General features: G+C 63.2%; 19 protein-coding genes. 11 read left to right on the top strand and 8 right to left on the bottom strand.

Translation table 11 applies throughout. The features are described 5' to 3' along the window. The first annotated feature begins 46 nt into the window (after positions 1-46). Positions 47-1459: a lactate utilization protein B gene (locus M0D65_RS12115; RefSeq protein WP_266252855.1), complete on the top strand. Its 1413-nt coding sequence runs from the start codon at positions 47-49 to the stop codon at positions 1457-1459. Between the two features lie 16 nt (positions 1460-1475). Here M0D65_RS12115 and M0D65_RS12110 read toward each other — a convergent pair whose 3' ends face one another. Continuing rightward, positions 1476-2003 (bottom strand): hypothetical protein, encoded by a 528-nt coding sequence (locus M0D65_RS12110; RefSeq protein WP_266252854.1) that lies wholly within the window; start codon positions 2001-2003, stop codon positions 1476-1478. Positions 2004-2266: 263 nt separating this feature from the next. Here M0D65_RS12110 and M0D65_RS12105 point away from each other — a divergent pair, with 263 nt between their 5' ends. The 10 genes from M0D65_RS12105 (at position 2267) to iscX (ending at position 9261) form a co-directional block, all read left to right on the top strand. Next, positions 2267-2503, top strand: coding sequence for a hypothetical protein (locus M0D65_RS12105; RefSeq protein ID WP_266252853.1), 237 nt, complete (start codon positions 2267-2269; stop codon positions 2501-2503). A 131-nt stretch (positions 2504-2634) separates the two neighbouring features. After that, a complete protein-coding gene (locus M0D65_RS12100; RefSeq protein WP_266252852.1) occupies positions 2635-3135 on the top strand; it encodes a low molecular weight protein-tyrosine-phosphatase in 501 nt (166 codons plus the stop codon). Positions 3136-3259: 124 nt separating this feature from the next. After that, positions 3260-3790, top strand: a complete 531-nt coding sequence (gene iscR / locus M0D65_RS12095; RefSeq protein ID WP_091014260.1) for a Fe-S cluster assembly transcriptional regulator IscR — start codon at positions 3260-3262, stop codon at positions 3788-3790. A gap of 61 nt (positions 3791-3851) precedes the next feature. Further along, positions 3852-5075, top strand: a complete 1224-nt coding sequence (locus M0D65_RS12090; RefSeq protein ID WP_091014257.1) for an IscS subfamily cysteine desulfurase — start codon at positions 3852-3854, stop codon at positions 5073-5075. Positions 5076-5125: 50 nt separating this feature from the next. Continuing rightward, positions 5126-5542, top strand: a complete 417-nt coding sequence (iscU, locus tag M0D65_RS12085; protein WP_091014254.1) for a Fe-S cluster assembly scaffold IscU — start codon at positions 5126-5128, stop codon at positions 5540-5542. A 101-nt stretch (positions 5543-5643) separates the two neighbouring features. Beyond that, positions 5644-5967, top strand: a complete 324-nt coding sequence (gene iscA, locus M0D65_RS12080) for an iron-sulfur cluster assembly protein IscA (RefSeq protein WP_091014251.1) — start codon at positions 5644-5646, stop codon at positions 5965-5967. Between the two features lie 116 nt (positions 5968-6083). Further along, a complete protein-coding gene (gene hscB, locus M0D65_RS12075; RefSeq protein ID WP_266252850.1) occupies positions 6084-6611 on the top strand; it encodes a Fe-S protein assembly co-chaperone HscB in 528 nt (175 codons plus the stop codon). 73 nt (positions 6612-6684) lie between these two features. Continuing rightward, positions 6685-8556 carry a Fe-S protein assembly chaperone HscA gene (gene hscA, locus M0D65_RS12070; RefSeq protein WP_266252849.1) on the top strand — a complete coding sequence of 624 codons (1872 nt, stop codon included), beginning with the start codon at positions 6685-6687 and terminating at the stop codon, positions 8554-8556. A 150-nt stretch (positions 8557-8706) separates the two neighbouring features. Further along, positions 8707-9048 carry an ISC system 2Fe-2S type ferredoxin gene (gene fdx, locus M0D65_RS12065; RefSeq protein WP_096716814.1) on the top strand — a complete coding sequence of 114 codons (342 nt, stop codon included), beginning with the start codon at positions 8707-8709 and terminating at the stop codon, positions 9046-9048. A gap of 15 nt (positions 9049-9063) precedes the next feature. Next, positions 9064-9261, top strand: coding sequence for a Fe-S cluster assembly protein IscX (gene iscX / locus M0D65_RS12060; RefSeq protein WP_091014236.1), 198 nt, complete (start codon positions 9064-9066; stop codon positions 9259-9261). A 74-nt stretch (positions 9262-9335) separates the two neighbouring features. Here iscX and M0D65_RS12055 read toward each other — a convergent pair whose 3' ends face one another. The 7 genes from M0D65_RS12055 to M0D65_RS12025 all read right to left on the bottom strand — a co-directional run bounded on the left by M0D65_RS12055 (position 9336) and on the right by M0D65_RS12025 (position 16964). After that, complete coding sequence (locus tag M0D65_RS12055) at positions 9336-9716, bottom strand: type II toxin-antitoxin system VapC family toxin (protein ID WP_091014232.1); 381 nt, start codon at positions 9714-9716, stop codon at positions 9336-9338. Continuing rightward, entirely contained in the window at positions 9713-9919 is a 207-nt protein-coding gene (locus M0D65_RS12050; RefSeq protein WP_266252848.1) for a type II toxin-antitoxin system VapB family antitoxin, read from the bottom strand. Before M0D65_RS12050 ends, M0D65_RS12055 begins: the two co-directional genes overlap by 4 nt. 257 nt (positions 9920-10176) lie before the next feature. Further along, on the bottom strand, positions 10177-10863 hold the full coding sequence (locus tag M0D65_RS12045) for a glycine zipper 2TM domain-containing protein (RefSeq protein ID WP_266252847.1): 687 nt from the start codon (positions 10861-10863) through the stop codon (positions 10177-10179). A gap of 306 nt (positions 10864-11169) precedes the next feature. Further along, on the bottom strand, positions 11170-12696 hold the full coding sequence (gene lysS / locus M0D65_RS12040) for a lysine--tRNA ligase (protein WP_266252846.1): 1527 nt from the start codon (positions 12694-12696) through the stop codon (positions 11170-11172). A gap of 150 nt (positions 12697-12846) precedes the next feature. Next, positions 12847-13951 (bottom strand): peptide chain release factor 2 gene (prfB, locus tag M0D65_RS12035; RefSeq protein WP_096716810.1). Its coding sequence is split into 2 segments (ribosomal slippage): positions 12847-13869 and positions 13871-13951, totalling 1104 coding nucleotides; the frame shifts between segments, so codons are not numbered across the junction. A gap of 159 nt (positions 13952-14110) precedes the next feature. After that, positions 14111-15817 (bottom strand): single-stranded-DNA-specific exonuclease RecJ, encoded by a 1707-nt coding sequence (gene recJ / locus M0D65_RS12030; RefSeq protein WP_266252844.1) that lies wholly within the window; start codon positions 15815-15817, stop codon positions 14111-14113. A 28-nt stretch (positions 15818-15845) separates the two neighbouring features. Next, complete coding sequence (locus M0D65_RS12025) at positions 15846-16964, bottom strand: regulator (protein WP_266252843.1); 1119 nt, start codon at positions 16962-16964, stop codon at positions 15846-15848. Positions 16965-17056: the final 92 nt, after the last annotated feature.

The raw sequence follows: 17056 nt of genomic DNA, 5'->3' as shown, positions 1-17056 counted from the left end.
GCTGCGTTCGCATCCCTACGTCTTCCACGATTTCTTCAGGGCCGCCATGCAAGTTCAATCGATGCAGTTCAAGGCGCGCGCAGGCCAGAAGCTCGCCGATCAGCGTCTGCAGCAGAACCTCACGAAGCTGTCGACCAAATTCGTTTCCGCGCGTGCCGAAGCGATCACTGCGATCGATTTCGCGGCCACCCGCGACGCGCTGAAAGCGCGCCGCGACCGCGCGCTCGAAAATCTCGACGTCTGGCTCGAAACCTTCGAGCGCGAGGCGAGCCGCCGCGGTGTCACGGTGCTGTTCGCGGAAACGACCCAGCAGGCAGCGCAGATCGTCGCCGACATCGCGCGTCGGCATGACGTGAAGAAGGTCATCAAGACGAAGTCGATGGTGTCGGAGGAAATGCGGCTGAATGCGGTGCTCGGTGAAATGGGCGTGCAGTCCATCGAGACCGATCTTGGCGAATACATTCTGCAGATCAACGACAACGAGCCACCGAGCCACATCATTGCGCCGGTCGTGCACAAGGATAAGGACGAGATCGCCGATCTGTTTGCGAAGACGCATCAGCGGCCGCGACTCACGGAAATCCCCGCAATGACGCGCGAAGCACGCGAGGTGCTGCGCCCGCATTTCATGACCGCCGACATGGGTGTGACGGGCGGCAACTTCGTGATCGCGGAGACGGGGTCGGTGGCGATCGTCACCAACGAAGGCAATGAGGGCATGTGCACAGTGATGCCGCGCGTGCACGTCGCGATTACGGGCATCGAGAAGGTCCTGCCGACGCTCGAAGATCTCGCCACGGCGATGCGGTTGCTGCCGCGCTCGGCGACCGGGCAGGCGACGTCGAACTATTTCTCGCTACTCACAGGCCCGCGTGGACCGGACGATCAGGATGGTCCCGAACATATGTATGTCGTGCTCGTCGATGGCGGGCGGACGGGGCTGATTGGCGGCGACTTTCAGGAGATGCTGCGCTGTATTCGCTGCGGCGCGTGCATGAATCACTGCCCGGTGTATCAGAAGGTCGGCGGCCATGCTTACGGATGGGTCTATCCGGGGCCAATGGGGTCGGTGCTGACGCCGAGCTATGTCGGTATCGACAATGCGCTCGACCTGCCGCAGGCCGCGACGCTATGCGGCGAATGCAACAGCGTCTGCCCGGTGGGGATCCCGCTCTCCGATCTGCTGCGCAAGTTGCGCGAGAAACAGGTGGAGCGGCGGTTGCGCCCGTGGCGTGAGCGGGTCGGGCTCGCCGTGTGGGGATATCTCGTGCTACATCCCGATGCGTACGCGCTGCTCACGAAACTTGCTGTGCGCGTGCTCGAGAAAATGGGCGGGCAGAAGCGCGCGATCGCCCGGTTGCCGCTAGGCGGCGGCTGGACCAATACACGCGATATGCCGGCGCCGGTTGGACGGACGTTCCGCGAGCTATATAAGGCGCAGCGCAGCCATCTCGGTTGAGCGCCGCAGGGCGTTGTCAGTGCTGCCTGCCCAGCGGCGTCCACTGATTGTTCCCATTGCCTCCATTGCCGCCGCCACAGTTGTTACCGTAATTGCCGCAGGCGCTGCCGCTGTTTCCGCGGCCGCCATTTCCCCTGCCGTTGCCGGCTTGTGGCGGTGGATTGTTCGGGCGCCCGTTGCCGGGATTGCCGTGCCACCCACCACCTTGCGGATTGCCTTGCGGCTGCCCGCCGCGTTGTCCGCCTCCGTCGGGTCTGCGCCAGCCGCCGTCGTCGGGACGTCGCCGGTCGTTGCCGTTCCAGTAGGGCCGGTCGCCATAACCGCGCCCACCGTAGTACGACGGTCCTGAATAGCCGCCACCGCCGTAGCCCAGATACACATTCGATTGCACCGGTACGCCGCCGTACGGTGCACCGTCGCCATAACCCGGATTGCCATAGTCGCCATACACGGGTGAGCCGTCCGGGTAGGCGGCGCATCCGCCCAGCAGCGCAGCAAGTGCGAGGCCGGCAAGGGGAGCGAGACGTTTCAGGTGAAAGGGCATCGATGCAGTCCGGAAGAGGAGGTCTGTCCTGATTTTCCACTGACAACCTCATTACGTCTGTATGACTTTGTAAGTTTTCTCTCGACCGCGCTCCGGCTCCCGATCCCGATCGCGAAGGGCGTTGCCGCCGGGGCGTCACTGTTCGTGCCGACGCAACACTGTATTCTGGTTACACGGGTTTTTCCGGATTGCCTCTCCGTTTATGATTTAACTGAGGCGCAGTGGGTCACGAACTCCTGGCGTCGACCGAAGAGAAGAGCATCATGAGAAAGACAATATCGATGTACTGGCCACTGGCCATCGTTGTACCGCTCGCCACGGCGGCCGTGCTTCATGTGTGTAGCGAAGTGGGATCGCGCACATCGCAGGCGCCGCTCGCGGCCAATCAACTAACTGCCGAACTGGCACGCACCGTATCGTTCGGGCTCGTCGACGACGATGCAGGCACGACCCTGAAACCGATGCGCGCAGTGGCAATGCCGCTGCCTGCTTCTTCCTGATAGTACAGACGTGTCCGGTGCGGGCAGCACCGGGCACGTCTGTGTGGACCTTTGTATAATCGCGGCACTTATTTTTAGCTGTATTTCACCTCTGCGGCGTAGCCGCACAAAGACCATCCAATAGCCGCCCGATGAAAACGATCGCCATCTGCTTTGTCTGTCTCGGGAACATCTGCCGTTCCCCGACCGCCGAGGGCGTGATGCGGCATCAACTCATCGAAGCGAAGCTTGGCGAGCGCATCCACGTCGATTCGGCGGGTACGGGCGACTGGCATGTCGACGAAGCCCCCGACGAGCGCGCGCAGCGTGCAGCCAGCCAGCGCGGCTACGACCTGTCGGTTTTGCGGGGCCGGCAGATCGATGTCGCGGACTTCGAGCGATTCGATCTGCTGATCGCGATGGACGACGCCAATGTGAGCGCGCTGCGCAAGCTCTGCCCGCCCGCGCAACGCGACAAGATCCGCCTGCTGATGGAGTTCGTGCCGGAAACGGACCGCCGCTGGGCGGGGGCACGCGAGGTCACCGACCCCTATTTCGGCGGCGCGGCCGGTTTCGAGCAGGTGCTCGATCAGTGCGAAGCGGCGTGCCGCGGGCTGGTGGCGGCATTGCGGCCGCAGTTGCTCCAGACATAGTTCAACTGGTTCAAAACGGGTTTTGTTAAGTAATGACCCAATTCGCGATAGGGATACTTGACTAAAACGCTCATGTATTTATACTTGACGAAAATTGTCGAGAATTGCGGACTCCCACACCATTATGAGACTCACCACGAAAGGCCGTTTCGCCGTCACGGCGATGATAGACCTGGCACTGCGCCAGGAGCAGGGCCCGGTGACGCTTGCGGGTATCAGCCAGCGCCAGCACATCTCCTTGTCCTACCTCGAGCAGCTGTTCGGCAAGTTGCGCCGCCACGAAATTGTCGAGTCGGTGCGCGGGCCCGGAGGCGGGTACAATCTCGCCCGCCGCGCGGAGAACGTGACGGTTGCGGACATCATCATTGCCGTCGACGAGCCGCTCGATGCGACCCAATGCGGCGGCAAGGGCACCTGCGAAGGTACGAAGCAGCACGATGGCCACTGCATGACGCATGAACTGTGGTCGACGCTGAACCAGAAGATGGTCGAGTACCTCGATTCGGTGTCGCTGAAAGATCTGGTCGACCAGCAGCGTTCGCGTGAAAGCGCGCCTGCTGTGCTGCGCGACAGGCGCAGCGAGGCGCCCGCGACCGAAACGGTGCGCGCGGTGCCCAAAGGACCGAATTCTGTTTTCAATATGGCCGGTTCCTGAGGACGCCATAGAGCGAACCCGGAATGCAGAGTCCAGAACAAATATGTCCCCGGAGCAACTGATGAATAACGATATCCCCCATCTGCCCATCTATATGGACTACAGCGCGACGACCCCGGTCGACCCGCGCGTGGTGGACAAGATGATTCCGTATCTGCGCGAGCAGTTCGGCAACCCCGCTTCACGCAGCCATTCGTACGGATGGGATGCGGAGCGTGCCGTCGAGGAAGCGCGCGAAAACGTCGCAGCGCTCGTCAACGCCGATCCGCGCGAGATCATCTGGACCTCGGGCGCGACGGAATCGGACAACCTTGCTATCAAGGGTGCGGCGCACTTCTACAAGAGCAAGGGCAAGCACATCATCACGGTGAAGACCGAGCACAAGGCTGTGCTCGATACCTGCCGCGAACTCGAGCGCGAAGGCTTCGAGGTCACCTATCTCGACGTGAAGGACGACGGTCTGATCGATCTCGACGTGTTCAAGGCCGCGCTGCGCCCGGACACGATCCTGGTGTCGGTGATGTCGGTGAACAACGAGATCGGTGTGATTCAGGATATCGCGTCGATCGGCGAAATCTGTCGTGAAAAAGGCATTATTTTCCACGTCGATGCCGCCCAGGCGACCGGCAAGATCGAGATCGATCTGCAGAAGCTGAAGGTCGACCTGATGTCGTTCTCGGCACACAAGACGTATGGTCCGAAGGGCATCGGTGCGCTGTACGTGCGTCGCAAGCCGCGTGTGCGGATCGAGGCGCAGATGCACGGCGGCGGCCACGAGCGCGGCATGCGCTCCGGTACGCTCGCGACGCATCAGATCGTCGGGATGGGCGAAGCGTTCCGTATCGCGCGTGAAGAGATGGCGACGGAAAACGAACGCATCCGCATGTTGCGCGACCGCTTGCTGCGCGGCCTGTCGGAGATGGAAGAGGTCTACGTGAACGGCGAGATGGACAAGCGCGTTCCGCACAACCTGAATATCAGCTTCAATTTTGTCGAAGGCGAGTCGTTGATCATGGCGGTCAAGGACGTTGCGGTGTCGTCGGGTTCGGCGTGCACGTCTGCTTCGCTGGAGCCGTCGTATGTGTTGCGCGCGCTCGGCCGCAACGACGAGCTGGCGCACAGCTCGATCCGCTTCACAGTGGGCCGCTTTACGACCGAGCAGGACGTCGACTATGTGATCAACCTGCTGAAGTCGAAGATTGCGAAATTGCGCGACCTGTCGCCGCTGTGGGAAATGCACAAGGACGGCATCGATATTTCGACGATCCAGTGGGCCGCGCACTGACGCGCTACGCAGGATCGAATGCAGGTTGAAACGAATCAAGGAGTGTAATCATGGCTTATAGCGACAAGGTTCTGGACCATTACGAAAACCCGCGCAACGTCGGTTCGTTTGCGAAAGACGACGATGCAGTCGGCACCGGCATGGTCGGCGCGCCGGCGTGCGGCGACGTGATGAAGCTGCAAATCCGCGTCGGTGCGGACGGCGTGATCGAAGACGCGAAGTTCAAGACGTACGGCTGCGGTTCGGCGATCGCTTCGAGCTCGCTCGTCACCGAATGGGTGAAGGGCAAGACGCTGGATCAGGCGATGTCGATCAAGAACACGCAGATCGCGGAAGAGCTTGCGCTGCCGCCGGTGAAGATCCACTGCTCGATCCTCGCGGAAGACGCGATCAAGGCAGCCGTTGCGGATTACCGCCAGCGTCACGGCGGCGAAGCCGAAGCAACTGGCGACAAGCAGGCGGCGTAAGCGCGCGGTCTGAACGCAGATACGAGTTGGCAGGGCTGTGGCACGTGCGACCGGGTCCCGTATCCGGCGTCACGATGCGAAGTGGAGCAATGAGAAACGCTATGGCAATTACGTTGACGGAAAAGGCAGCACAGCACGTGCAGAAGTACCTGGTACGCCGCGGCAAGGGCGTCGGGTTGCGGCTCGGCGTGCGTACGACCGGGTGTTCGGGGCTTGCATACAAGCTCGAGTACGTGGATGAGCTCGCGCCTGAAGACGAAGTGTTCGAGTGCAACGGCGTGAAGATCATTGTCGATCCGAAGAGCCTTGCCTATATCGACGGCACGGAACTCGACTTCGCGCGCGAAGGGCTGAACGAAGGCTTCAAGTTCAATAACCCGAACGTGAAGGACGAGTGCGGCTGCGGCGAATCGTTCCGCGTATAAGTCCGCGGGGTGCGGCAAAAAGGCGGCGTGGGCCGCCTTTTTAATTTGCCCGCTTCCTCGCTACACGGTCTGCTTCTTCCGCTCACTCCAAACCGAACCACGCGACGACGTACACGATGGCCTCGCTGAACGACAGCCACTTCGATCTCTTCAATCTGCCGGCACGCTACACGCTCGACATGCGCACGCTCGACGACGCATACCGCACCGTGCAGGCGCAGGTGCATCCCGACCGTTTCGCCGCTGCCGGCGATGCGCAAAAGCGCATCGCGATGCAGTGGGCGACGCGCACGAACGAGGCGTATCAGACGCTGCGCGATCCGCTGCGGCGCGCGACCTACCTGCTGACGCTGCGCGGTATCGATGTCGGTGCCGAGAACAATACGGCGATGGAGCCGGCGTTCCTGATGCAGCAGATGGAGTGGCGCGAAGGCATCGAAGATGCAGCAGGCGCGAAGAATGTCGACGCGCTCGACGCCTTGCTTGCCGAACTGCGCGACGAAGAGCGCGTGCGCTTCACGAAGCTCGCGGCGCTGCTCGACAGTGGTGCCGATCAGGCGGCGAGCGAAGCGGTGCGGCAACTGATGTTCATCGAGCGCGTCGCGGCGGAGATCGACACGCAGATCGAGCGGCTCGAAGCCTGACCCGACACTCGGCGCCCCCAAACAGCAACGCGATTCACGCGGGTGAATCGAACGATTCCGAAGAAGATCACAGATGGCCTTACTGCAAATCTCCGAACCCGGCATGGCGCCGGCACCGCACCAGCGGCGCCTCGCAGTCGGCATCGACCTCGGTACCACGAATTCGCTGGTGGCGGCCGTACGTAGCGGCGTGCCCGACGTGCTGCCCGACGAGGATGGCCATGCGCTGTTGCCGTCGGTGGTGCGCTACCTGGAGAAGGGCGGGCGGCGTATCGGCCGCGTTGCGAAGGCCGAAGCCGCCATCGACCCGCGCAACACGATTGTCTCGGTCAAGCGCTTCATGGGGCGCGGCAAGCACGAAGTGGAAGGCGCGGAGAACGCGCCGTACGATTTCGTCGACGCGCCGGGCATGGTGCAGATTCGCACCGTCGATGGTGTGAAGAGCCCGGTCGAAGTGTCGGCGGAAATTCTCGCGACATTGCGCCAGCGCGCCGAAGACACGCTCGGCGACGAACTCGTCGGCGCGGTGATCACCGTACCCGCATATTTCGACGAAGCGCAGCGCCAGGCAACCAAGGATGCGGCGCGCCTCGCAGGTCTCAACGTCCTGCGTCTGCTCAACGAGCCGACCGCGGCGGCGATTGCCTATGGGCTCGACAACGGTTCGGAAGGGCTCTACGCGGTGTACGACCTGGGCGGCGGCACGTTCGACCTGTCTATCCTCAAGCTGACCAAGGGTGTGTTCGAAGTGCTGGCCGCCGGCGGCGACTCGGCACTCGGCGGCGACGATTTCGACCAGGCGCTGTATCGCTACGCACTCGAGCAGGCCGATATCGCGCCCGACACGCTCACGCCGGAAGACGTACGCGGACTGCTCGACAGGATGCGCGAGACGAAGGAAGCGCTGACCGATACGCCGTATCTAACGCTTTCGGTGCCGCTGTCGAGTGGCGCGCAACTCGATCTGGCGATCAATGAAGGAACCTTCGAAACCATCACGCGCGCGCTTGTACAGCGCACGCTCGGCCCGACGAAGAAAGCGCTGCGCGATGCGAAGGTAACGACGGCGGGGATCAAGGGCGTGGTGCTGGTCGGCGGCGCGACGCGGATGCCGGTGATCCGCCGCGCGGTTGAAGCCTTTTTTGGCCAGCCGCCGTTGATCAACCTCGATCCGGACCGCGTCGTGGCGCTCGGCGCAGCAATCCAGGCCGATCTACTGGCGGGTAACCGCGGCGCGGACGGCGACGACTGGCTGCTGCTCGACGTGATTCCGTTGTCGCTCGGCGTCGAGACGATGGGCGGATTGACCGAGAAAATCATTCCGCGTAACTCGACGATTCCTGTAGCGCGTGCACAGGACTTCACGACGTTCAAGGACGGCCAGACGGCGATGGCGATTCACGTCGTGCAGGGTGAGCGCGAACTCGTGTCCGATTGCCGCTCGCTCGCGCGTTTCGAACTGCGCGGCATTCCGCCGATGGCCGCGGGCGCCGCGCGAATTCGTGTGACGTATCAGGTCGATGCGGATGGGCTGCTGTCGGTGTTTGCCCGCGAGCAGTTGTCGGGTGTCGAGGCATCGGTGGTCGTGAAGCCGTCGTATGGTCTCGCCGATGACGACGTCGCGAGGATGCTCGAAGACAGCTTCAAGACCGCCGAAGTCGACATGCGCGCGCGGGCGCTGCGCGAGGCGCAGGTCGAGGCGCAGCGCCTGCTCGAAGCGACCGACGCGGCACTTGCCGCCGACGGCGAGCTACTCGACGACACCGAACGCGCCGAACTCGACACGCATCTGGCTGCATTGCGTGCGGTAGCGCAGGGCGACGACACCGACGTCATCGAACACGCGACCCGCACGCTCGCCGAAGCCACCGACGAATTCGCCGCCCGTCGCATGAACAAGGGCATTCGCCGCGCGCTCGCGGGACGCAAGCTCGACGAGATCTAGGCGCAAGTAGCGGTTGCCGGATGGCGCAAGTAAGCCGGTCCGGCGCATCACAATCACAGCCGCGCGCTGCAACGAGAACGTCGCGCGCTGCCAGTAAAATGACGCGGAGCCGGTTGCGGCGGCCGCGCCTCACGGATAAACGGAATACGTATGCCTCAAATCGTTGTGCTGCCTCACGTCGAACTGTGCCCCGAGGGCGCGGTGATCGATGCTGTGCCGGGCAAGAGCATCTGCGACAATCTGCTGGATAATGGCATCGAGATCGAACACGCGTGCGAGAAATCGTGCGCATGCACGACGTGCCACGTGATCGTTCGCGAAGGGTTCAATACGCTGACGCCTTCGGAAGAAGACGAAGACGATCTGCTCGACAAGGCGTGGGGGCTCGAGCCCGAATCGCGCCTGTCGTGCCAGGCGCTCGTGCCGGAAGGCGAAGATCTCGTGGTGGAGATTCCGCGGTACTCGATCAACCATGCGAAGGAAAATCACTAACAGGAGCGAGCAGCCATGAAGTGGACCGACACGCAAGAGATCGCAATGGCGTTGACCGACAAGCACCAGGATATCGATCCGCAGCAGGTGCGCTTCACCGATCTGCACCGCTGGGTGATGGAGCTGGAAGGCTTCGACGACGATCCTAACCGCTCGAACGAGAAGATTCTCGAAGCGATTCAGGCGGCGTGGATCGAAGACGCCGACTATTGAGTAGAGTACGCGAGCCGCGCAGTCTGTCTGCGCGGTGCAAACAACTTTGGCCCTCTCGGCCCTTCAGAAAAACTTCAGTGCACACGCGGCACGTAGCACACGTCGAACCGTTCGGTCAGCCGTCTGAGACGCTGGTCCAGCGTCCAGAATCGCGTGTCCGGCGTCAATAGCGTCGACGCCAGCAAGGTGCAGTCCACCGCACCACATCCCAGTCCATATAAACGCTCACGCTCGATCAGGCCCGCCACCTCGGCGTGTGTGGCCAGTCGCGTCTGGCGTAGCAGGGCGATATCGCTGAGTACCTGTGCGCGCGGCTCCGGCGGTGTGCCGCAGGTCAGTTCGAGGACAACCAGGGGGTGCGTGACGCAAACGTCAACTCGCAAAAGCTGCTGCAGCTCGGCGTTGGAGCGCCGGAAATGATCCACCCAGACCGAGGTATCGATCAGGACGTTCATCGGGACGTCCCGTCTGGACGCCGCCGCGGAATCTCGGCCATCTCGGGTGCGTGGCCACCGAGCGCGGCAAGGCGCTTGCCAGCCTGGATCCGGACGAACGTCTCCAGGGCTTCGCGGAAGAGATCCGCTGCGCTGATTCCGGGTTCAGCGAGTTCGAGGGCACGCGTGTAGAGCAGGTCGTCGACGGTGACGGTAGTTCGCACGATCACTCCAAGTGATGACGATGAGCATCAATTTTAGCATCAAATGGATCGACAAAGGGCAGGCAAGAAACCATGCCGTATTTCTGGAATGACGGACAAGCCGCAGCCGATTATCCCGACGGGTCGGCCAGCAGGTATATCGGGGGTAGGGGATTTTCGGCGATCTGGATTTACATCCCCCGAAAAGGGATCGCCTTGTTGCTTGCGGGTAGCGTAGATAAAGCTGGCGGCGGCGCATGCCGCCGCCAGCAACAAACCTAGTTCATTGCGACGAGCGTGCCGTGCTCGATCTGCACGCGCTCGCCTTGCTGGAACGGCGGCGCGTCGTGGTACGTGAAGTAGCGCGCCTTGCCGCTTTCCATCCGCACCCGCACCGAATACGCGGTCGTGCTGCGCAGATGGCGCTCCACCGTGTTGCCGGCCAGACCGCCGCCAAGCACCCCAAGGACTGTCATCGCCGTACGGCCGCCGCCACGGCCGAACTGGTTGCCGACCAGACCGCCGGCAACGGCGCCGCCGACCGCGCCAATGCCGGTTCCGTGGCCTTCCTGACGGACCGCCGAGATCGCTTCAACGGTGCCGCAGCTCGAACAGTAAGCGGGCTGGGCGGGCTGCTGTTGCGCGTACTGCTGCTGCCCAGACTGCGGGGCTTGCTGCGCAGCGTACTGCTGCTGTTGCGGCGGCGCTTGTACCTGCTGCTGCGGTTGTTGTTGCGCGTACATCGCCGGATTGGCTGGCTGAGCAGGATTGACAACCGGCTGTTGCGCAACCTGAGCCGCCTGCGTTTGATTATTCTGCGCATCGTTGCTCGATGCCGTCGGGAAGAGCCCGGTCACCGCGGCCGTCGCAGCGAGGCTGGCGACGAGAACGGCGCCCGCCGCGGTTGCGACGAGCGGATGCATGCGGCGTTTTTCGGGGGGCTGGATAGTGTTCATAGGGTCCATGAGTGGCCTCCGTCTCAAGCAGAGTCGATTGTTACGACGATCAGTGTCCGACACAGGCGTTCTGGACGGGTTTCAATTTGTAACCAATTCCTGGGTGCGTACTGCACGGAAAATGCGGCGAAACAGCCGGCAGTAGATAGAGCCTTGAATTTCCAGCGATTCCGAACCTCGGCGCAGGCCCATTTGGGCGACTTGTGCAGCGGTATCGCGAGGCATTTACCGATAGTTACAAAGCGTCATCAAAAGAAAGAAGGGCGGCCGGTGTGAACCGGCCGCCCTCGTCATGCATTCAGCAAGAATGCTGCGTCAGTCTTCGCGGCGCAGATGCGGGAACAGGATCACGTCGCGGATACTCGGGCTGTCGGTGAGCATCATCACCAGACGGTCGATGCCAATGCCGCAGCCACCGGCCGGCGGCATCCCGTATTCGAGCGCGCGGATGTAGTCGGCGTCGTAGTACATCGCTTCTTCGTCGCCGGCTTCTTTCTGGTCCGCCTGCTTCTTGAAGCGTGCCGCTTGGTCTTCCGGATCGTTGAGCTCCGAGAAGCCGTTGGCGATTTCGCGCCCGGTGATGAACAGCTCGAAGCGCTCGGTAATACCGTCGAACTTGTCCGACGCGCGCGCGAGCGGCGACACCTCGAGCGGATAGTCGACGATGAAGGTCGGCTCCCACAGTTGCGCTTCGGCGGTCTCTTCGAACAGCGCCAGTTGCAACGCGCCGACGCGCGCATTGAGGAACTGCGGCTGCGACGCATCGACACCGAACTTCTTCAGTTCGGCGCGCAGGAATGCGTCGTCAGTGAGTTGCGCGTCGGTGTACTGCGGCGCGAACTTTTGAATCGCTTGATTGATCGTCAGACGATGGAACGGCTTCGACAGATCGAGTTCGCGCCCCTGGTAGCTGATGGTCGCGCTGCCGAGCGCATCGACGGCGGCCTGGCGGATCAGTTGCTCGGTGAAGTCCATGATCCACGTGTAATCGGTGTACGCCGCGTAGAACTCGATCATCGTGAATTCCGGATTGTGGCGCACCGAGACGCCCTCGTTACGGAAATTCCGGTTGATCTCGAACACACGCTCGAAGCCGCCCACCACCAGTCGCTTCAGGTACAGCTCTGGCGCGATGCGCAGGAACATCTGCATGTCGAGCGCGTTGTGATGCGTGACGAACGGCTTGGCTGTTGCGCCGCCGGGGATCGGGTGCAGCATCGGCGTTTCGACTTCCATGAAGTCGGCGTCGGCCATGAACTTGCGGATCGACGACATCGCCTTCGTGCGCGCGACGAAGGTCTTGCGCGTTTCGGGCGTGACGATCAGGTCGACGTAGCGCTGGCGGTACTTCGTTTCCTGATCGGCGAGGCCGTGGAACTTGTCCGGCAGCGGACGCAGCGACTTCGTCAGCAGGCGCAGTTCGGTGCAGCGCACCGACAGTTCGCCCTTGTTAGTGCGAAACAGCACGCCGCGCGCCGCGACGATATCGCCGAGGTCCCACTTCTTGAACGCGTCGTAGGTTTCCTGGCCGACGTCAGCCGGCGTGATGAAGAACTGGATCTGGCCCGAGCCGTCGCGCACGGTGGCGAAGCTGGCCTTGCCCATCACGCGCTTGAGCATCATGCGGCCGGCAAGCGCGACTTCGAGCGGCTTCGCTTCGAGCGCCTCTTTGTCGGTCTCGGCGTACTGCGTCTGCAGATCGTCGGCGTGATGTGTGGGGCGGAAATCGTTAGGGTAGGCGACGCCCTGTTCACGCAGTTCGCGCAGTTTCTCGCGACGCTCGGCGATGATCTTGTTTTCGTCCGGTTCGGGCGCGGCGTTCGGCTGATTCGGTTCGGTCATGATGGTTCGGTAGTCGGGAAGGTCCCGCAACGACAGGGGTAGTGCGTCTACAGGCGCGGACTCGGGGCAGCGGCGGTGCTGGACTTCAGCCGGCGAGGATCACGATACAGGCAACACTGCGTGCAAAGTGATTCCCGCCGTGCAGGCACATCAAACGCCCTGTTTCAGGCTCGCGCTGATGAATGGATCGAGGTCGCCGTCGAGCACGCTCTTCGTATTGCTGATTTCGACGTTGGTGCGCAGATCTTTAATACGGCTGTTGTCGAGCACGTACGAACGGATCTGATGGCCCCAGCCCACATCGGTCTTGCTCGATTCGAGCTTGTCCTGCTCGGCCTGGCGCTTACGTATTTCGGCTTCGTACAAACGCGATTTCAGCATCGCCATCGCTTCGGCGCGGTTGCGGTGCTGCGAGCGGTCGTTCTGGCATTGCACGACGATGCCCGACGGAAGGTGCGTGATCCGCACGGCCGAATCGGTCTTGTTGATGTGCTGTCCACCCGCGCCCGAAGCGCGATACGTGTCGATGCGCAGATCGGCCGGATTGATGTCGACTTCGATCGAATCGTCGATTTCCGGGTAGACGAACACCGATGAGAACGACGTATGCCGACCACCCGACGAATCGAACGGCGACTTGCGCACGAGCCGGTGAATACCGGTTTCCGTACGCAGGAAACCATACGCGTATTCGCCTTCGATCTTGATCGTCGCATTCTTGATGCCAGCGACGTCGCCTTCCGACTCTTCGAGCACTTCGGCCTTGAAACCTTTGCGTTCGCAGTAGCGCAGATACTGGCGCAGCAGCATGGCGGCCCAGTCGCAGGCTTCGGTGCCGCCGGCGCCGGCCTGGATGTCGAGAAACGCGTTGTTCGGATCGGCCGGGTTCGAGAACATCCGGCGGAATTCCATGTCGGCGACGCGCTGTTCGAGTGCGGCTGCGTCGGTTTCGCAGGCGACGAGCGTGTCCTCGTCGTTTTCCTCGCGCGCCATGTCGAACAGGTCCTGCGCGTCGCGCAGATCGCCGTCGAGTGCGGTCAGCGTGTGCACCACGCCTTCGAGCAGTTTCTTTTCCTTACCGAGCCCCTGTGCGTGCTTCGAGTCGTTCCAGACGTCGGGGTCTTCGAGTTCCTTGTTGACTTCGGCTAGACGCGCGGCCTTGGCGTCGTAGTCAAAGATACCCCCGTAGCTCGCCTGCGCGCTGGCGCAGGTCCGCGAGGGAGCTTTCGATTGAATTCTGGCGTTCCGCTTCCATGTCGGTCTTCTTGCTTTCCGCTGCTGTAAAAGGGGGAAATTATAGCGCATCGGGGGCGCGCAGCCGTCCCGGCGAGGCTGTCTGTTGCGGGGTTTGGCGGTTTTTTCGGGGTTTTTATCGTGCGCTACGTGCCGTAATCACTACGGCACGTAGCGCCAGTCAGCCCGCCGCGTGCTCGACGATCAGTTGCACCCGCGACACGCCGTTCCACATATCGCTGGTCAGACGGTACGCGAGCGTCGTGCGGGCCGGCAACGATTCGGTGTGGTTGAACCAGATCGCATTGAAGCGTTGCCGGCCGCGCAGCAGTTGCAGCTTCAGATGCTTGTCCTTGACGAGCGCCTGCGACGCAATTTCGAACTCGCCCGAAAACACCGGCGCCGGAAAGCCCTGGCCCCATACGGCCGCGTCGAGCAGCGCGACGAATTGCGGTGTGAAATACGCGTCTTCGAGATCGCCGTCGGTTTCGACGATGCGCGCGAGCGCGTCTTCGCTCAGCCATTCGCGACCGATCGCTTCGAAGGCCGCCGAAAAGCGTGGCACGTCGGCGGCCGCGATCGTCATGCCAGCCGCCATCGCATGGCCGCCGAACTTCACAATCAGCCCCGGCTCCCGCTTCGAGATCAGATCGACTGCGTCGCGCAGGTGGAAGCCCGGAATCGAGCGGCCGGAGCCTTTGACGAGCGTACCGCTCTCGTCGGCGGGCGCGAACGTGAACGACGGCCGGTGAAATTTCTCTTTCAACCGACCCGCGACGATCCCGATCACGCCCTGGTGCCAACCTGGGTTGAACAGGGTGATTGTCGCCGCGCCTGCCGGGTCCACCGTCGAAAGATCCGCGAGCGCCTGCTGCTGCATGCCGGCCTCGATTTCGCGCCGCTCGCGGTTCATGCCGTCGAGTTGTTGCGCGAGTTCCCAGGCGCGGCCGATATCGTCGGTGGTCAGGCATTCGATGCCAAGCGACATGTCCGACAGCCGGCCAGCCGCGTTGAGCCGCGGACCGAGCGCGAAGCCGAGATCGAAACCCGAGGCGCTGCGCGCGTCGCGCGCGGCCGCGCGAAACAGCGCGGCGATGCCCGGTTGCATGCGGCCTTTACGGATACGCTGCAACCCTTGCGCGACGAGTACGCGGTTGTTGCCGTCGAGCTTCACGACGTCCGCGACGGTGCCGAGCGCGACGAGATCGAGCAGGCCGTCCAGACGCGGCTCGGGCTGCGTTTCGTCGAATGCGCCGCGCTTGCGCAGTTCGGCGCGCAACGCGAGCAGCACGTAGAACATCACTCCGACGCCGGCGATGCACTTGCTCGGGAACGTGCAACCCGGCTGGTTCGGGTTGACGATCGCGCGCGCGGCGGGCAGCGTGTCGCCGGGCAAGTGGTGATCGGTGACGAGTACGTCGATGCCGAGCGCGTTGGCCGCCTCGACGCCGTCTACACTCGCGATGCCGTTATCGACGGTAATCAACAGATCGGGTTTGCCGGCCGGTCGCGCGGCGGCGAGCGCGACGATTTCCGGCGTGAGGCCGTAGCCGTATTCGAAGCGGTTCGGCACCAGGTAGTCGATCTGCGCGCCAAACATGCGCAGGCCGCGTACCGCCACCGCACAGGCGGTCGCGCCGTCGCAGTCGTAGTCCGCAACGACCAGCATGCGGCGCCGGCTTTCGAGCGCATCGGCGAGCAGCACGGCTGCCTCCTCGCAGCCGCGCAGCGCGGCGGGCGGCACCAGCCGCGCGAGGCCCGTTTCGAGTTCGTCGGGCTGGCAGACGCCGCGCGCCGCATAGAGCCGCGCGAGCACCGGATGCAGGCCGTGGCGGGTCAGTACTTCAGCGTCGGCGGGAGAGCACGTGCGCGTAACGATTCGAGTCATGCAGTGAGGCCGTGAGACAGTCGGAACTTCATTCGATGAAAAGCGACGCGAACATGCGCCGCCGCCAGAATTTGCGCAGATCGCCGCGGCGCACGGCGAGCGTCACCGAACCGGTATCGCCGCAGAGCGTCATGCCAAGCTCATGCAACTGGCCGCTTTCCAGCGCGGTGAGCGCGGGCGCGAACCAGTCGCGCTCGAGCGCGGCGAAACCGTCGTTCCAGCGCGCCCAGTCCTGCTCGATGTACGGCGCCGAGAGCGGGTCGAGTTCGACGAGCGTCGTGCCCGGTGCCGCGTCTGCGCCATGTTGCGCGCCTGCCTTGAGTGCTTCCAGCGAAACCGGCGCGGCATCCACCGCGACGTGGGCGGTGAGCGCGAGCCCACGGGTTGCCGCGGCATTGGACAGAACCTGTGCGAACGGGCTTGTCACCGGTTGCGCTGTGCCTTGCGCATGAAACCAGATCGAATTGACGGCCGGCAGCCCGCGCGCTTCGCGGGCTTCGTTGACCGGATGTTCGAACCACGCCATCTGGACTTCGTTCTGCAGCTTCATCCATGCACGCGAGCGCGCGCCGGTATGCGCTTCGTGCGGCAACCAGATTTCGATGTTGCGACCGCTTGCGCGCAGCGGCGACGCACCGGCCAGCGTGCCGAAACCATCGCCCGACAGATACCAGCGCAGCGGGTTCGGTGCTTCGATGCGTACACCGAGTTCTTCGATCAGCGGTCGCGCAACGGCGAGCAATGCGGCGGCTTCGTCGTCGGTGAGGTCGAGCGAGGCGGGGTCGATCAGGACGAGGTGGTCGTGCGCGATCCGTACATGGACCGGTTGCACACAGGCCCACGTTGCGTTGCCCGGATCGCCGCCGTCGGCGCGCAGCATGTAAGGCGCGAGCGGGGCTTCGTCGGCGGCGGTTGCGTTGCCGGGGACTGCGCCGAATTGCTGCGCGACCCAGCGCTCGTGCGGCAGCGTGCGCTGAAAGTCTTCCCCGATGACCCGTTCGACCTCGCTTGCCCGCGCGACCAGCCGGTCTATCGCTGGATGGGCCGGATGGCTGGAGCCGGACAGGGCGGTGGAAGCGTCGGCGGCCGCAGGCAGCGTGAAAGGCAGGAGGAGATGAAGACGGTCAACATGCATGATGCTGCGCATTGTATGGCAAACTTCGCGGTTGATCGGTGGTAACGGTGGTTGTCGTTGCTCCGGTGCGCCCGCAAGGAAGCCCGCACGACGACTGGAGTGGT

It is taken from the genome of Paraburkholderia sp. CHISQ3 (assembly GCF_030464945.1).
Classification (GTDB): Bacteria; Pseudomonadota; Gammaproteobacteria; order Burkholderiales; family Burkholderiaceae; genus Paraburkholderia; species Paraburkholderia megapolitana.
This window is presented reverse-complemented; position numbering and strand designations above follow the sequence as displayed.

What these genes read in the sequence shown, in the direction of transcription:
- M0D65_RS12115 (WP_266252855.1), top strand. Translation starts at nt 47, where the DNA reads ATGCAAGTTCAATCGATGCAGTTCAAGGCGCGCGCAGGCCAGAAGCTC.
- M0D65_RS12110 (WP_266252854.1), bottom strand. Translation starts at nt 2,003, where the DNA reads ATGCCCTTTCACCTGAAACGTCTCGCTCCCCTTGCCGGCCTCGCACTT.
- M0D65_RS12105 (WP_266252853.1), top strand. Translation starts at nt 2,267, where the DNA reads ATGAGAAAGACAATATCGATGTACTGGCCACTGGCCATCGTTGTACCG.
- M0D65_RS12100 (WP_266252852.1), top strand. Translation starts at nt 2,635, where the DNA reads ATGAAAACGATCGCCATCTGCTTTGTCTGTCTCGGGAACATCTGCCGT.
- iscR (WP_091014260.1), top strand. Translation starts at nt 3,260, where the DNA reads ATGAGACTCACCACGAAAGGCCGTTTCGCCGTCACGGCGATGATAGAC.
- M0D65_RS12090 (WP_091014257.1), top strand. Translation starts at nt 3,852, where the DNA reads ATGAATAACGATATCCCCCATCTGCCCATCTATATGGACTACAGCGCG.
- iscU (WP_091014254.1), top strand. Translation starts at nt 5,126, where the DNA reads ATGGCTTATAGCGACAAGGTTCTGGACCATTACGAAAACCCGCGCAAC.
- iscA (WP_091014251.1), top strand. Translation starts at nt 5,644, where the DNA reads ATGGCAATTACGTTGACGGAAAAGGCAGCACAGCACGTGCAGAAGTAC.
- hscB (WP_266252850.1), top strand. Translation starts at nt 6,084, where the DNA reads ATGGCCTCGCTGAACGACAGCCACTTCGATCTCTTCAATCTGCCGGCA.
- hscA (WP_266252849.1), top strand. Translation starts at nt 6,685, where the DNA reads ATGGCCTTACTGCAAATCTCCGAACCCGGCATGGCGCCGGCACCGCAC.
- fdx (WP_096716814.1), top strand. Translation starts at nt 8,707, where the DNA reads ATGCCTCAAATCGTTGTGCTGCCTCACGTCGAACTGTGCCCCGAGGGC.
- iscX (WP_091014236.1), top strand. Translation starts at nt 9,064, where the DNA reads ATGAAGTGGACCGACACGCAAGAGATCGCAATGGCGTTGACCGACAAG.
- M0D65_RS12055 (WP_091014232.1), bottom strand. Translation starts at nt 9,716, where the DNA reads ATGAACGTCCTGATCGATACCTCGGTCTGGGTGGATCATTTCCGGCGC.
- M0D65_RS12045 (WP_266252847.1), bottom strand. Translation starts at nt 10,863, where the DNA reads ATGGACCCTATGAACACTATCCAGCCCCCCGAAAAACGCCGCATGCAT.
- lysS (WP_266252846.1), bottom strand. Translation starts at nt 12,696, where the DNA reads ATGACCGAACCGAATCAGCCGAACGCCGCGCCCGAACCGGACGAAAAC.
- recJ (WP_266252844.1), bottom strand. Translation starts at nt 15,817, where the DNA reads ATGACTCGAATCGTTACGCGCACGTGCTCTCCCGCCGACGCTGAAGTA.
- M0D65_RS12025 (WP_266252843.1), bottom strand. Translation starts at nt 16,964, where the DNA reads ATGCGCAGCATCATGCATGTTGACCGTCTTCATCTCCTCCTGCCTTTC.